The 14,738-nt window shown below is 64.2% G+C and carries 12 protein-coding genes; 5 read left to right on the forward strand and 7 right to left on the reverse strand.

What is annotated here, in order from left to right:
* The 7 genes from lpdA to HND55_07420 form a co-directional block, all read right to left on the reverse strand.
* Positions 1 to 1,428 (reverse strand): dihydrolipoyl dehydrogenase, encoded by a 1,428-nt coding sequence (lpdA, locus tag HND55_07390; GenBank protein QKK02481.1) that lies wholly within the window; start codon positions 1,426 to 1,428, stop codon positions 1 to 3.
* Positions 1,429 to 1,454: 26 nt separating this feature from the next.
* The gene (gene odhB, locus HND55_07395) at positions 1,455 to 2,723 is read right to left on the reverse strand and encodes a 2-oxoglutarate dehydrogenase complex dihydrolipoyllysine-residue succinyltransferase (GenBank protein QKK02482.1); all 1,269 of its coding nucleotides are present in this window, start codon (positions 2,721 to 2,723) and stop codon (positions 1,455 to 1,457) included.
* Positions 2,724 to 2,730: 7 nt separating this feature from the next.
* Positions 2,731 to 5,544 carry a 2-oxoglutarate dehydrogenase E1 component gene (locus HND55_07400; protein QKK02483.1) on the reverse strand — a complete coding sequence of 938 codons (2,814 nt, stop codon included), beginning with the start codon at positions 5,542 to 5,544 and terminating at the stop codon, positions 2,731 to 2,733.
* Positions 5,545 to 5,640: 96 nt separating this feature from the next.
* Positions 5,641 to 7,020: an adenylosuccinate lyase gene (gene purB / locus HND55_07405; protein ID QKK02484.1), complete on the reverse strand. Its 1,380-nt coding sequence runs from the start codon at positions 7,018 to 7,020 to the stop codon at positions 5,641 to 5,643.
* 86 nt (positions 7,021 to 7,106) lie between these two features.
* The gene (locus HND55_07410; GenBank protein ID QKK02485.1) at positions 7,107 to 8,237 is read right to left on the reverse strand and encodes an NAD(P)/FAD-dependent oxidoreductase; all 1,131 of its coding nucleotides are present in this window, start codon (positions 8,235 to 8,237) and stop codon (positions 7,107 to 7,109) included.
* Between the two features lie 52 nt (positions 8,238 to 8,289).
* On the reverse strand, positions 8,290 to 9,597 hold the full coding sequence (locus tag HND55_07415; protein QKK02486.1) for an amidohydrolase: 1,308 nt from the start codon (positions 9,595 to 9,597) through the stop codon (positions 8,290 to 8,292).
* Between the two features lie 69 nt (positions 9,598 to 9,666).
* Complete coding sequence (locus HND55_07420) at positions 9,667 to 10,572, reverse strand: acyltransferase (GenBank protein QKK02487.1); 906 nt, start codon at positions 10,570 to 10,572, stop codon at positions 9,667 to 9,669.
* A gap of 97 nt (positions 10,573 to 10,669) precedes the next feature.
* Here HND55_07420 and HND55_07425 point away from each other — a divergent pair, with 97 nt between their 5' ends.
* The 5 genes from HND55_07425 to HND55_07445 all read left to right on the forward strand — a co-directional run bounded on the left by HND55_07425 (position 10,670) and on the right by HND55_07445 (position 14,736).
* Positions 10,670 to 12,046, forward strand: a complete 1,377-nt coding sequence (locus tag HND55_07425; GenBank protein QKK02488.1) for a class II fumarate hydratase — start codon at positions 10,670 to 10,672, stop codon at positions 12,044 to 12,046.
* Between the two features lie 2 nt (positions 12,047 to 12,048).
* Positions 12,049 to 12,537: a transcription elongation factor GreB gene (gene greB / locus HND55_07430; protein ID QKK04035.1), complete on the forward strand. Its 489-nt coding sequence runs from the start codon at positions 12,049 to 12,051 to the stop codon at positions 12,535 to 12,537.
* Between the two features lie 185 nt (positions 12,538 to 12,722).
* Positions 12,723 to 13,214, forward strand: a complete 492-nt coding sequence (locus HND55_07435) for an Hsp20 family protein (GenBank protein QKK02489.1) — start codon at positions 12,723 to 12,725, stop codon at positions 13,212 to 13,214.
* An 83-nt stretch (positions 13,215 to 13,297) separates the two neighbouring features.
* The gene (locus HND55_07440) at positions 13,298 to 14,059 is read left to right on the forward strand and encodes a 1-acyl-sn-glycerol-3-phosphate acyltransferase (protein ID QKK02490.1); all 762 of its coding nucleotides are present in this window, start codon (positions 13,298 to 13,300) and stop codon (positions 14,057 to 14,059) included.
* Positions 14,059 to 14,736: a rhomboid family intramembrane serine protease gene (locus tag HND55_07445; GenBank protein QKK02491.1), complete on the forward strand. Its 678-nt coding sequence runs from the start codon at positions 14,059 to 14,061 to the stop codon at positions 14,734 to 14,736. The genes HND55_07440 and HND55_07445 overlap by 1 nt, the downstream gene beginning before the upstream one ends.
* The last annotated feature ends 2 nt before the right edge of the window (positions 14,737 to 14,738 follow it).

Here is a 14,738-nt window from a genome sequence, read left to right on the forward strand (position 1 = left end):
TCAGTTCGCCTTGTGGATCGCGCGCTTGTCGACCGCCAGCGCAGCCTCGTGGACGGCTTCCGACAGGGTCGGGTGGGCGTGGATGATGCGCGCCAGGTCCTCGGCTGCCCCGGCGAACTCCATCGTCACGACGCATTCGGCGATCAGCTCGGAGGCGTTCGGTCCGACGATCTGCACGCCCAGAACGCGGTCGGTTTCGGCGTCGGCAATGACCTTGACCGAGCCCGGCGCATGGCCCATGGCCAGCCCGCGTCCGGTGGCGGCGAAGGGGAAGCTGCCGGCGTGGTATTCGACGCCTTCTTCCCCGAGCTGCTTCTCGGTCTTGCCGACCCAGGCGATTTCCGGGTCGGTGTAGATCACCCAGGGCACGGTGTCATGGCCGAAGTGACCGTGGCCGCCGGCAATCGTTTCGACCACCGCGATGCCTTCCTCGGACGCCTTGTGGGCCAGCATCGGGCCGCGCACCAGGTCGCCTACGGCCCAGACGTTCTCGGCCGAAGTGCGGCAGTGGTCGTCGACTTCGACCTGGCCGCGATCGGTCAGCTTCACGCCCGAACCGTCGTCCAGCAGGCTGTCGGTGGCGGCCTTGCGGCCGACGGCGACAAGCAGCTTGTCGAAGGTTTCGCTTTGCTCGCCGTCCTTGCCTTCGAAGGTCACGGTGACCTTGCCTTCGGAGACTTCGGCGCCGGAGACTTTCGTTCCGAGCCGAATGTCGAGGCCCTGCTTCTTGAATTCGCGTGCCGCGACCCGCGACATGTCCTTGTCGATGGCCGGCAGGAACTCGTCCAGGGCCTCGAACAGGATCACCTCGCTTCCCAGGCGCGACCAGACGCTGCCCATCTCCAGGCCGATCACGCCGGCGCCGATCACGCCCAGGCGTTCGGGCACCTGCTGGAATTCGAGCGCACCGATATTGTCGACGACCGTTTTGTTGTCGATTTCGACGTTGGGGATGGAGAAGCTCACCGAGCCGGCGGCCAGAATGACGTGATTGCCCATGACGGTGTAGGCGTCGCCGTCGTGCGGGGACAGTTCCACCTCGCGGTCGGCCTTGAGTTTGCCGCGGCCGTTGACGAACTCGACCTTGTTGGCCTTGAGCAGCTGGTTGACGCCGCCGGTCAGCTGCCTGACCACCTGGTCCTTGCGCTCGATCATCTTGCCGACGTCGATGCTGACGTCCTTGACCTGAATGCCGTGATCTGCGTAGTCGTCACGTACATGGGCGAAATGCTTGGACGAGTCGAGCAGGGCCTTGGACGGGATGCAGCCGATGTTCAGGCAGGTGCCGCCGGGCGCGGGCTTGCCGTCGTCGTTCTGCCGGTCGTCGACCAGCAGCACCTTCATGTCCAGCTGCGCGGCCCGAATGGCGGCCACGTAGCCCCCGGGGCCGCCGCCGATCACGATGAGGTCGAATTTCTTGTCAGCCATTTCCTTAATCCTTGCAGATTTTTCCGTCAAAGACCCAGCAGCATGCGCGCGGGGTCTTCCAGTGCTTCCTTGATCGCCACCAGGAACTGCACGGCATCCTTGCCGTCAATGATGCGATGGTCGTAGGACAGCGCGATGTACATCATCGGCCGGATGACGATTTCGCCGTTGCTGGCCATCGGGCGTTCCTTGATGGCGTGCATGCCGAGGATCGCCGACTGCGGCATGTTCAAAAGCGGGGTCGACAGCAGCGAGCCGAACACGCCGCCGTTGGTGATGGTGAACGTGCCGCCCTGCAGGTCCTCGAGCTGGATGGTGCCCTTGCGCGCCTTCTCGGCGTAGTCGGCAATGCCCTGCTCGATCTCCGCCAGGCCCATGCGGTGGGCGTCCCTGAGCACCGGCACGAGCAGGCCGCGGTCGGTCGACACGGCAATGCCGATGTCCTGGTAGCCGTGGTAGATAATCTCTTCGCCGTCGACCGAGGCATTGACCACCGGGTGCTTCTGCAGTGCCTCGCAGGCGGCCTTGACGAAAAACGACATGAAGCCGAGCTTGATGCCGTGGCGCTTCTGGAAGTCTTCCTTGTAGCGGCTGCGGATGTCCATCACCGCCTTGAGGTCGACCTCGTTGAAGGAGGTCAGGATGGCGGCGGTGTTCTGGGCCTCCTTCATGCGCTCGGCGATGCGGGAGCGCAGGCGCGACATCTTGACTCGCTCTTCCGGGCGCGGGCCGGTGGCGCCGCCGGCCATGTGGCTCATCACGTCACCCTTGGTCACGCGCCCGCCGCGGCCGCTGCCCTCGATCTCGCTCGCGTCGAGGTCATTCTCGGCCACCATGCGACGAGCGGACGGGGGGAGATTCCTGTCCGGGTCTTTCACCTGGCCGGACTTCTGTTCGTCCTGGCGGCCGGATTGCTTGTCGTCCCCGGAGTCATCCTCCTTGCGCTTGTCCTCGTCTTCGTCCCCGTTCCCCGCCTTGGCCTTGGGCGCTTCGTCGGACGCATCTGCGCCGCCATCATTGTCTTCCGACTCATCATCGCCCGCCTGGCTTGCCGCCTCGCCTTCAGTCATCTTGCCCAACAACTGCCCTTCGGTGACCGTCTCGCCTTCCTCGGCGCTGATGTCCTCGAGCACCCCGTCGGCCGGTGCCGGCACCTCCAGCACGACCTTGTCGGTTTCCAGATCGACCAGGTTTTCGTCGCGACTGATGGTATCGCCCGGCTTCTTGTGCCACTTGGCAACGGTTGCGTCCGAGACCGACTCGGGCAGGTTGGGAACCTTGATTTCGACACTCATGACTCGATTACTCCATTTCTTTTCCGGGGGTCAGCGCAACGCCGACCAGGCGCTTCTGTTGTTCGAGGTGAATCTGGTAATAGCCGACGGCGGGAGACGCTGATCCGCGGCGCCCGACATAGTGCAACTGCTGACGGTCGTCGATACAGGCCTGCAGATGGTGGCGGATCTGGAACCAGGCTCCCTGATTCTGCGGTTCTTCCTGGCACCAGACCACCTCGCTGGCCTGGCGATATCGCTGCAGCAGCTGCTGGACCTCCTCGCGGGGGAAGGGGTAGAGCTGTTCGACCCGGACGATGGCTACTTCGCTGATGCTCTCTTCATCGCGCTGGTGCGCCAGATCGAAGTAGACCTTGCCCGAACACAGCACCACCCGCCGGACCTGCTCAACGGACGGCTCGGCCGGGTCGTCGATGACCAGCCGAAAATGGCCGTTCTCCAGGTCGTCCAGGGTGGAGGTCGCGGCCTTGTGGCGCAGCAGTGACTTCGGCGTCAATACGATCAGCGGCTTGCGGAAGCGTCGCAGCATCTGCCGGCGCAGCATGTGGAACATCTGTGCGGGCAGGGTCGGAATGCAGACTTGCATGTTGACGCCGGAGCACAGCTGCAGGAAGCGCTCCAGGCGCGCAGACGAATGCTCCGGACCCTGCCCTTCGTAGCCGTGCGGCAGGAACAGGGTCAGGCCGCACAGGCGTCCCCACTTGGCCTCGCCGGAGGCAATGAACTGGTCGATGACGACCTGTGCGCCATTGACGAAATCGCCGAACTGGGCCTCCCAGATGGTCAGCGTACCCGGTTCGGCCGTAGCGTAGCCATACTCGAACCCGAGTACGGCTTCTTCCGACAACAGCGAGTCGATTACGGTCACGCGCCTGGGATCTTCGGCCAGTTGGCCCAGCGGCAGCAGGGGCTCACCGTCGGTCTGGTTGTACAGCACGGCATGGCGGTGGAAAAAGGTGCCGCGGCCGGAGTCCTGGCCGACCAAGCGCAGGCCAAAGCCGGTTTCGATCAGGGTGGCATAGGCCAGCGTTTCGGCAAATCCCCAGTCCATCGGCATTTCTCTCGCCGCCATCTTGCGGCGTGACTCGATGATGCGCTCAACCTGTCTGTGCAGCTTGAAACCATCCGGCAACTCTGTCAGCCGGTCCGACAAGGCCCGGACGTGGTCGGCCGGCACGCCGGTATCGACCGCTTCACGCCAGTTCCCATCCAGGTAGGGGGTCCAGTCGACCGTTTCCAGCGCCTGGTCCTTGTCGAGCAACTCGACGACTGGCTCACCGGCATCAAGCCGGTCACGGTATTGGGCCGCCTTGCGCTCGATGTCTTTCTCGTTGACCAGACCTTCTTCAACGAGCTGCCGGGCATACTGCTTGCGAACCGAGTCAAGCTCCCGGATGATCTGATACATGCTCGGCTGGGTGGCGGCCGGTTCGTCGGCTTCATTATGGCCATGGCGCCGATAGCAAACCAGATCCAGAACCACGTCCTTGCTGAACTCGCGCCGAAAGTCGGCCAGCACCCGGGTGGCAAACAGCACCGCTTCGGGTTCGTCGCCGTTGACGTGCAGAATCGGTGCCTGGACCATCTTGGCGACTTCGGTGCAGTACAGGGTCGAGCGCGCGTCCAGCGGATGGGAGGTGGTAAAACCGATCTGGTTGTTGACCACCACGTGGAAGGTGCCACCAACGGCGAAGCCGCGTGCCTGCGACATGTTGAGCAGCTCCATGACCACGCCCTGACCGGCCAGGGCGGCATCACCGTGCACCAGTACCGGCAGCACACGTTCACGGCGCTCGTCCTTGAGCCTTGTCTGACGCGCCCGGGCCGAGCCGGCCACCACCGGGTTGACGATTTCGAGGTGCGAGGGATTGAAAGCCAGCGCCAGGTGCATGGGCCCGCCTGGCGTCGGTACGTCCGAGCTGAAGCCCATGTGATACTTGACGTCACCGGTGCGAAACGGATCGTCAGCGGCAATGGTGCCCTCGAACTCGGCAAACAGATCGCGCGGGCTTTTGCCGAGAATGTTGACCAGCACGTTCAGACGACCTCTGTGGGCCATGCCGATGACCATCTCGCGTACACCCTGGCTTCCGCTGTGCCGGACCAGCGTGTCGAACAGCGGGATCATGCTCTCGGCGCCTTCGAGCGAGAAGCGTTTCTGTCCGACGTAGCGGGAGTGGAGGTACTTTTCCATGCCTTCTGCGGCCGACAGCTTGTCGAGCAGGCGCAATCGCTCGTCAGCCTGCGGCTTGAACTGGCCGTGTGCGCCTTCCAGTCGCTGCTGCAGCCAGCGGCGCTGACGGGTATCGGTGATATGCATGTATTCGACACCGATACTGCCGCAGTAGGTCTGCTGACAGATCTCGACGATCTCGCCCAGGGTGAGGTGATCCGGCGCCGCCAGCGATCCGGTATGGAAGGTGGTGTTGAGGTCGGAATCGCCGAGGCTGTGAAAGCCGAGATCGAGATCGGGTACGTCGGGGCGGTGGCTGAGACCGAGCGGATCGAGCCGCGCGCGCTGGTGACCGCGCACCCGGTAAGCGTTGATCAGGCGCAGGACACCGGCCTGCTTGAAGTCCTCGGCCGAGCCCGTGCCCTGCTGATTGCCGGCGTTCAATGCCAGTTCACGAAACCTGGCTTCGAGCAGCCGATGCCGGGTGTCGTCGCCGTCGTCGCCACCGAGTCGGCGAAATGCATCGTGCCAGTGTTCGGGAACTGCCCCCGGGTCATCCAGCCAGGCCTCGTAGAGCGATTCAACCCAGTCGGCGTTGCCGCCGGAAAACGGGGAGGCCCGATACTGTTGCTCGAGAAAGTCAGACATGGGCAGCTGCCAGCGTGAATGGGTGGACGTTTGCAGAGCGGTGATTATAACGGTGCCTGCTCAGGCATGGGACGCCGCTCGCAGCCGAATCGGGTCTCAGGCGTAGCGATCGATGGCGCGTGCCATGGCCTGGGCGTTGCCGGTGTAGTCAGCCGGCGTCAGTGCGAGCAGTCGCTTGCGGTCGGCCTCGGGAATCTCCAGCCCCGAAAGGAAGGCCTGCATGCGCTCACGGTCGATCGCGTGACCGCGGGTCAGCTGCTTGAGCCGTTCATACGGTTCAGCGACGCCATGCAGTCGCATGACGGTCTGCGCAGCCTCGGCCAGGACTTCCCAGGCCTGGTCGAGGTCTGCGGCCAGGCGCTGTTGGTCAGGTGCGACGCGGTCCAGACCCTTGAGGATCGACTGCCAGGCCAGCGAGCAGTAACCGAAAGCCGATCCCAGCGAGCGCTGCACGGTCGAATCGGTCAGATCACGCTGAAAGCGCGAGATCGGCAGCTTGGTGGCCAGATGGTCAAGCACGGCATTGGCCAGGCCGAGATTGCCCTCGCCATTTTCGAAGTCGATCGGGTTGACCTTGTGCGGCATCGTCGACGAGCCCACCTCGCCCTCGACCAGCTTCTGGCGAAAGTAGCCCAGCGATACGTAGCCCCAGGCATCGCGCGCAAAATCGAGCAGTATGCAGTTGATGCGAATCAGCGCGTGAGCCATCTCGGCGATCATGTCATGTGGCTCGATCTGAGTCGTGTAGGGGTGCCAGACCAGGCCGAGATCTTCCACGAAATCGCGCGCCAGCGCCGGCCAGTCGATATCCGGACAGGCAGCGATGTGGGCATTGAAGTTGCCGACGGCACCATTGATCTTGCCGGTGATCTCGACCTGGTTGAGCGCGCGCCGCTGGCGGCGCAGTCGGAAAACGAAGTTCGCGATTTCCTTGCCCAGGGTGGTCGGCGAGGCGGTCTGGCCGTGCGTTCGCGAGAGCATGGAAAGCCCGGCAGTTTCCTTCGCCATGGTGGCCAGGCGACGGTCGATCTCGGCGATCAGCGGATCGAGTTCCTCGGTCACGACCTGGCGGATGATCAACGCCCAGGCGAGATTGTTGATGTCCTCCGAAGTGCAGGCAAAGTGAATGAATTCGGTATAGGGTCCGAGCGATTCACGCCCGGCCAGTTGCTGCTTGAGCCAGTACTCGACGGCCTTGACGTCGTGGTTGGTGGTCTTCTCGATGGCCTTGACGGCAGCCGCATCCGCCTCGCTGAAACCTTCGGCGAGCCGGTCGAGGAACTCGCGATCGCCGCGCGGCAGCTCGGGCAGGGCGGTAAAGCCCGGATGCGCCGCCAGCGCCCGGAACCAGGCAATCTCGACGCGTACGCGCTGGCGGATCAGGCCGGCTTCGGAAGTGAGTGATCGCAGCCCCGCCAGCTTGCCGGCATAGCGGCCGTCGAGCGGCGAAAGGGCGGTCAGGGCATGGTTGTCCATCGTTGTTCAGGCGTTCAATCCGGAGCAATTGTTCATGATAACGCAGCAACACCCATCTGCCGTCGCCTCATTGAGGGCTCTGCGCTTTAATGACGATAGCGGCGCAGATACTTCCACTCGAACAGGCGCTTGGCCCAGTGCATGGCCCGCATCGGCGGCAGGGCGCGGTTGGCCTTTTCGCTGCGCGTGACCAGGATGCCGCGGTCGTACTGGTCGACGATGCACATCAGCTCGCTCTTGAAGCCGGCATCGACGGGTTGCCCGGCCAGCTCCGCGCTTAGGTTCTTTGCCGCGGCCGCGGCTTGCAGGTCGGCCATGTGTGCCTGCTTGGGCAGCCAGCCCGGACCGGGGAAAGAGCCAGCGTCGCCGGCTACGTAGACGCGCTCGAAGCCGTCGACCCGGCAGTGCTCGTCTGCACGGATCATGCCGCCGTCCGAGCGCGGCAGGGCAGTGTCGTCGAACCAGTCGTTGCCGGTCATGCCGGGCATGAACAGGATCAGGTCGGCGTCGAAGGTCTCATCCTCTGTTTCCACGCTGGTGGCGGTAAAGCGCTTCGGCTTGTGACCCAGGTGGGTATGCACGTCGCGTCGTTGCATCTCCTTGAGCAGGCGCCCGACCGCCTTACCGCCCAGGCGCTGGCCCGGTTTTTCCGCGGGGCTGAAAAAGTGCAGGGTGAAGCGCTCGCGCCGAGACTGCCGGCGCAGCCAGGTGTCGATGCCGAACAGGAACTCGAAGACCGGCCCGCCGCGCATGGCTGAAGGTTCTTTCGGGTTGCCGGCAAAGCCGAAGGCGATCGAGCCCGAGTCCATAACCTGCAACCGATCGCGCGCGAGCGCCATCTCGTGCGGCCCGCCGCAGGGCAGAAGGCTGTGTTCGATGCCGGGAAGTGTTTTCAGGAACTGGCCACCGCAGGCGATGATCAGCCCATCGTTGGCGATTTCTCCGGCCTCGGTGCGTAGCGTTCGCCCGTCGTCCGACAGGCCGTTTGCGCGCGTGGCATGGTGGGTGACGTCCATGCGCTCGAAGAAGCGATCCAGCGGCACGATCAGGTCATCGGGTTCACGCTTGCCGGTGGGAATCCAGATCGTGCCGGGGTAGTACACCAGCTCGGCCCGCGGGGAGACCACGTCGATGCGCATGTCGGGATCGGATTTGCGCAGCTTGCGAACCGCGGTGAGGGCAGCAAATCCGGATCCGATGATGGTCACGCGCGACATGGCGATGACTTCAGGGTTAGGGGATACCTTTATATTATCAGAGTCTAATTCACTAGCGGTTCGCCAGCATGTAGTCGATGGTCAGGGTGGCCAGGGCGCGCACACCGGTCTGCATGGCCGATTCGTTGATGCGAAAGTCGGGCGTGTGGTGTGGCGCCACTTGCTCGAGCGGAATGTCTTCGGGTGCCGCGCCGAGAAAGAAATACAGGCCCGGCACTTCGCGCTGGAAGTATGAGAAGTCCTCGGCTGCGGTCAACGCGTCGATGCGCACGGTCCGGTCGCCGGCCACGCGCTGCAGGCTCGGCGCCATCGCATCGGTCAGCTGCGGGTCGTTGAAGGTCACGGGGTAGCCGCGCTGGATATCGACATTGACTTCCGCTCCCTGGCTGGCGGCGATATGCTCGGCCGTGCGCCGGATGTCGGCGTGAATCTTGTCGCGCATCGCCGGGTCGAGCGTGCGGATGGTGCCGATCAGCTCTGCTTGTTCTGGAATGATGTTGTTGCGCACCCCGGCCCGGACCCGGCCGACGGAAATCACGGCCGCTGCTTTGGTCAGCTCGGTCTGGCGGCTGACCACGGTGTTCAGGCCCAGGACAATCTGGGCGGCGGTGGTGATCGGGTCGACGCCAGTCCAGGGTGTGGAGCCGTGGGTCTGCTTTCCGTGGACGGTGATGACGAAGCGGTCGGCGGCGGCCATGGTGCCGGCCGGCCGGTAGCCGATCTGGCCGGCCGGCGCCGGCGTCCAGATATGTTGCCCAAAGATTACGTCCACGTCCGGGTCGGTCAGCACGCCTTCGGCCACCATCATTTCCGCGCCGCCTTCCTCGCCCGGCGGCGTGCCCTCCTCGGCCGGCTGGAAGATGAACTTGACCGTTCCGGGCAGCGCTTCGCGGCGCTCGGCCAGCATGGTCGCCACGCCCATCAGCATGGCCATGTGCGAGTCATGGCCGCAGGCATGTGAAACCGGCACTTCCTCGCCCAGGTATTCGCTGGTCACCTCGGGCGAGAAGGGCAGTCCTGCGCGCGCCGGCACGGGGAGGGCGTCCATGTCGGCGCGCAGGCCCACGACCGGTCCGGGACGGCCGCCGCGCAGCACGCCGACCACACCGGTGTGAGCGACGCCGGTAGTGACGTCCATATCCAGCGAGTGCAGGAAAGAGGCGATGGTCTCGGCGGTGTCGAATTCGCGGTTGGACAGTTCCGGGTGGGCATGGAAGTGTCGACGCCAGCCGACGACCTGCGTATGCAGCGTGGCCGCGCGTTCGTCGATATAGTCGTGCCAGTCTTGAAGGGATTGCTGGGCCGGCGTGTTCGTGGCGAACAGCATGGCCAGCAGGGCGATGATCACGAGCCTGGGCATGGAACATCCTCGAATGACGGGCTGGCCACCATTCTTGCCGCAGGGCACTCGCCGTGCAAGTACAGATCCTCAGTCGGTCGGACGCGTGGGCTGCATTCTGTCCAGGGCAAGGTCCTTTTCGGCCCAGAGCTGGTTGACCCAGTCCTGAATGTGGCGCCGGAACTCGGGATCTTTCTGGTAGTCGCCGCTGCGCAGCGGCTCGGGAATCGGCAGCCGGCGGACGTGAACGCGAATCGTGTCAATGCGATTGGCGAACAGGTCGGCCAGGCTCGGGCGACCCTCCGGATAGGCGATGGTCACGTCGATCAGGGTATCCAGCGCCTCGCCCATGGCGTCGAGCGTAAAGGCCACGCCGCCGGCGCGCGGCTTGAGGAGGTGGCGATAGGGTGAGTTCTGGGCGGCGTGCTTGGCCGGCGTGAAGCGTGTGCCCTCGACAAAATTGACGATGGCGACGGGGAGGTCGCGAAACTTCCGGCAGGCGCGGCGCGTGGCGGCAATATCGGCACCGGCCAGTTCGGGTCGGCGCTCGATCTGAGCGCGGGTGTAGCGTTTCATGAAGGGGAAGTCCAGCGCCCACCAGGCCAGGCCCAGCAGCGGCACCCAGATGAGCTGGCTCTTGAGAAAAAAGCGTAGCAGCGGCAATCGGCGGTTGAACAGTTTCTGCAGCACGGGAATGTCGACCCAGCTCTGATGGTTGCACACGACCAGCATCTGGCCGCCTGAATCCGGCGCGGGCAGGCCTTCGACCGTGATGCGGGTGTCGGTCAGCACGTCGATCATGCGTGAGTTGACGGCAATCCAGTCCGCGGCGATCGCCATCAGGATCCGGTCGCAGCCGCGGCGCACGACGCCAATACGAACAGTCATCTTGACCAGGGCGACGACCAGCAGCGGCAGGATGTGTACTACGGAATTGACGGCCAGCAACAGCATGCCGCTGCCGATGCGCAGCCAGGCGATCCATTTCGAGGTCATTGAAACATTATCTCACGCCGGGCGTTGTCGGTCGGGCCATCGTCTGGCAGCGGTATAATTACCCGCTCCCATTTTCGCAGATTCCGGACCTTTCGCCATGACCGAAACCCGCATTGAAAAGGACTCCATGGGCCAGCTCGAGGTGCCCGTCGAGGCCCTCTGGGGCGCCCAGACGCAGCGCGCCGTGAACAATTTCCCGGTCAGCGGACAACGCATGCCAGCGGCGTTCATTCGTGCGCTGGGTCTGATCAAGGCGGCCTGCGCCAGGGCCAACTGCGACCTCGATCTGCTTGACGATGAGCGCGCTGCAGCAATCATTGCTGCGGCGGATCAGGTTGCCGGCAACCGCGTGGATGAGCATTTCCCGGTCGATGTGTTCCAGACCGGTTCGGGCACCAGCTCGAACATGAACGCCAACGAAGTTATTGCCCGTCTGGCGTCTCGTGAAGGCTCGGGGACGGTTCACCCGAACGACCATGTCAACATGGGGCAGAGCTCCAACGACGTTGTACCGACGGCAATCCAGGTCAGCGCCTGCCTTCAGGCATCCGAGCACCTGCTACCGGCACTGAAGCACTTGTACACGGTGCTGATGCGCCGGGCCGGGGACCTGGCCGGGGTGGCCAAGACCGGTCGTACTCATCTGATGGATGCCATGCCGGTCACGCTCGGCCAGGAACTTGGCGCTTGGGCGGCACAGATCCAAAGCGCCTACCGTCGCATCGAGGATACCCTGGCCCGGATTCGCTTCCTGCCCCAGGGCGGCACGGCGGTCGGCACCGGCATCAATGCCCATCCCGAGTTCGGCGAGCGCGTTGCCGCCCATCTCGCCGGGGCGACCGGTTTCGAGTTCGCCTCGGCGGAGAACAAGTTCGAGGGCATTGCCAGCCAGGATGCCGCCGTCGAGCTCTCCGGCCAGCTCAAGACCCTGGCCGTGTCGCTGATGAAAATCGCCAACGATCTGCGCTGGATGAACTCCGGGCCGCTGGCGGGCCTGGGCGAGATCAAGCTTGAGGCCCTGCAGCCCGGTTCCTCGATCATGCCGGGCAAGGTCAATCCGGTGATTCCAGAGGCGGTATGCATGGTTGCCGCGCGCGTGATCGGCAACGACGCCACGATCACGGTTGCCGGCCAGTCGGGCAACTTCCAGCTCAACGTCATGCTGCCGGTCGTCGCCGCCAGCCTGCTCGAGAGCCTGGACATCCTGGGCAACGCCGCGCGTCTGCTGGCCGACCGCGCCATCGCGACCTTCCGGGTACGCGAAGAGAAGCTCGAGCAGGCGCTGTCGCGCAACCCGATCCTGGTGACTGCGCTCAATCCGGTTATCGGCTACGAGAAAGGCGCGGCCGCGGCCAAGAGGGCCTATGCCGAAGGTCGGCTGATCATTGACGTGGCCGCGGAGATGACTGAACTGTCCCGTGAAGAGCTTGAGAAGCTGCTGGATCCCGTCAAGCTGACCAAGGGCGGGCTGTAGCCCTGACCGGCAGTCCCTACATCACGCAGCGCGGGCACCGGGCGCTGCAGGACGAGCTGAAATGCCTGTGGGAAAAAAAGCGCCCGGAAGTCACCCGGGCGCTCTCGGCCGCAGCCGCCGAGGGTGATCGATCGGAAAATGCCGAGTACATCTACCGCAAGAAGCAGCTGCGCGAAATCGATCGCCGGGTGCGCTATCTGCGCAAGCGGCTCGACGAACTGCGGCCGGTGCCGACGCGCGCCGATGATCCCGGCCGGGTGTTCTTTGGCGCCACGGTGAGTCTGGCCGAACCGGGCGGTTGTCAGACCCGCTACCGCATTGTCGGCGCCGACGAGACCGATGCCGGTCGCGGCTGGATCTCGGTTGATTCTCCCGTGGCGCGCGCGCTGCTGGGCAAGGCCGTGGGCGAGGAGGTAAGCGTGCGCACGCCGACCGGCGATCGGCTACTCGAGATCGTGGATGTCGAATACGGTGAACAGCCGCAGGGCTGATCCGGGCCCGCGTAGGTCGGGGCCGCGTCCCCGACGGACGACTCGCCTTCGTTCCCCCTTGAAACCGCCCCCGCCGATACCTATTTCTTCTACCGAGATCGCCGCAAGGGATCTCACCGCGCCCGGCCTGATAAAGGCGGGCATCAACCTGAAAACACCGATTGCTTCTCAAGGAGGATACGGTTATGAACACATTTGATCTCTCACCCCTGTATCGCACTGCCATTGGCTTTGATCGACTGGCCGACATGCTCTCGAACGCGTCGCGCGTCGACAGCAACAATGGTTATCCGCCCTACAATATCGAATCGCTGGGTGAAGACCGCTACCGCATCACCATGGCGGTGGCCGGGTTCTCGCCGGACGAGCTCGATATTGTCTCAGAGCAGAACACGCTGACGGTCTCGGGCCGCAAGGCCGAGGACGCCGATGACCAGCACGATTCCGACAGCGGAAGCGAGTACCTGTACCGTGGCATTGCCACGCGCTCGTTCGAACGTCGCTTCCAGTTGGCCGATCATGTGCGCGTCGAAGGCGCGGACCTGCGAAACGGTCTCCTGCATGTGGATCTCAAGCGCGAGCTGCCCGAGCAGATGAAGCCGCGCAAGATCGAGATCGGTCGTGCCGACAGCCGTGCAATCGACAGCGACAGCTCCAGCAAATCGAAGGCTGCCTGAACGAACCAGGCCCGCCCGGATCAGGGCAATGCGAGCTGACAGGGGCGTCTTTGGACGCCCCTTTTTGTGTAGCATAGGGCGCCATGATGGATTCCTCTCAGGCCCGGCCTGGCTCATTACTGGCGCTTTACCCCCTGTGGCAGTGGCTGGTCTATGTGCCGCTGGCGGTGGTGATCACGGTCATCTCGGCCACACTGGCGGTGCCGCTGGCGCTGCTGGTCTCCCCGCGCCTGGCCAATCTTTACATCGCGGCCACCTGGGGTCGGCTGCTGACCTTGCTGGTTCCTGTTCGCGTCGAGATCGAAGGTTGGGAGCACGTGGATGCGGCGCAATCCTATGTCGTGGTTGCCAACCACCAGAGCCAGTTCGATGTGCCGGTCGTTTACGGCTATTGCGGGCTTGACTTGCGCTGGGTGGCCAAGTCGGAAGTCGGAAAGATCCCGTTTGTGTCGGCCGGCTGCCGGGCCATTGGCCATGTTTTCATCGATCGGTCTGACGCGGATCAGGCGCGTACAGCGATTAACCGTGCGCTTTCACGGCTGCGAACCGGCACCGGTTTGATGTTCTTTGCCGAAGGAACACGAAGCCGCAGCGGTCGGCTGCAGTCGTTCAAGAAGGGGGCGTTCCGGGTCGCTATCGATCAGCAGCTGCCGATTCTGCCGGTCAGCATCTCGGGTACCCGGGACATTCTGTCGCCGGGCTCGGTACGGATCCGACCGGGGCGTGCGAGAATCGTTTTTCATCCGCCCATCGCCACCGACGGCATGACGCTGGCGCAGCTCGAAGGACTTCGCCAGCAGACGCGCGAGGCGGTTGCCCGCGGGCTTCAGCGACATCCGGGCTGATGGATCTGCGATCGCCCGACCCGGACTATGCCGCCTCTCCCCGGGCGCGCCGCAATCTTGCCCTGGCGGTCAAGCTCACGGGCGGATTCGTGATCCTCATGTGGTCGGTCTTCCTGTTCGAGGTCCTGTTCGATGTCGGCCTGAAGGAGCTGGGGCTGAGGCCACGCGAGGGAATCGGGCTGCTCGGACTCCTGACGACGCCGCTGCTGCACGCCAATCTGGGCCATGTGGCCTCGAATACCCTGCCGCTGTTCGTCGGCGGCGTCGCGATGCTGTTTCTGTATCCGAACTCGGCGCTGCGGGCGCTGCCTGTGATCTACCTCGGCAGCGCTGCACTGGCCTGGATGATCGCCCGCCCGAACCTGCATATCGGCGCCAGCGGGCTGGTTTACGGCATCCTGGCATTTGTTTTTGTGTCCGGCATCCTGCGGCGCGATCTGCGTTCCGTGGGCGTGTCGCTGGTCATCTGGTTTCTGTACGGCTCGATGCTGTGGGGTGTGCTGCCGGTCGCGGAGCGAACCAGCTGGGAACTGCATGCCAGCGGCCTGTTTCTTGGCGTGATACTGGCGCTGATATTCCGCCACTGGGACCAGCCTCCGCTCAAGCGCTATGCCTGGGAGGATGAGTCTCTGGATGACGATGAACCGCAGGGGCCCGACGACTGGCCTGTGCGCTGAAC

This window comes from Pseudomonadota bacterium (assembly GCA_013285445.1).
Classification (GTDB): domain Bacteria; phylum Pseudomonadota; class Gammaproteobacteria; order Xanthomonadales; family Wenzhouxiangellaceae; genus Wenzhouxiangella.

Bases quoted from the DNA above. Each gene is read 5' to 3' on its own strand.
- lpdA (QKK02481.1), bottom strand. From the start codon at position 1,428: ATGGCTGACAAGAAATTCGACCTCATCGTGATCGGCGGCGGCCCCGGG.
- odhB (QKK02482.1), bottom strand. From the start codon at position 2,723: ATGAGTGTCGAAATCAAGGTTCCCAACCTGCCCGAGTCGGTCTCGGAC.
- HND55_07400 (QKK02483.1), bottom strand. From the start codon at position 5,544: ATGTCTGACTTTCTCGAGCAACAGTATCGGGCCTCCCCGTTTTCCGGC.
- purB (QKK02484.1), bottom strand. From the start codon at position 7,020: ATGGACAACCATGCCCTGACCGCCCTTTCGCCGCTCGACGGCCGCTAT.
- HND55_07410 (QKK02485.1), bottom strand. From the start codon at position 8,237: ATGTCGCGCGTGACCATCATCGGATCCGGATTTGCTGCCCTCACCGCG.
- HND55_07415 (QKK02486.1), bottom strand. From the start codon at position 9,597: ATGCCCAGGCTCGTGATCATCGCCCTGCTGGCCATGCTGTTCGCCACG.
- HND55_07420 (QKK02487.1), bottom strand. From the start codon at position 10,572: ATGACCTCGAAATGGATCGCCTGGCTGCGCATCGGCAGCGGCATGCTG.
- HND55_07425 (QKK02488.1), top strand. From the start codon at position 10,670: ATGACCGAAACCCGCATTGAAAAGGACTCCATGGGCCAGCTCGAGGTG.
- HND55_07435 (QKK02489.1), top strand. From the start codon at position 12,723: ATGAACACATTTGATCTCTCACCCCTGTATCGCACTGCCATTGGCTTT.
- HND55_07440 (QKK02490.1), top strand. From the start codon at position 13,298: ATGATGGATTCCTCTCAGGCCCGGCCTGGCTCATTACTGGCGCTTTAC.
- HND55_07445 (QKK02491.1), top strand. From the start codon at position 14,059: ATGGATCTGCGATCGCCCGACCCGGACTATGCCGCCTCTCCCCGGGCG.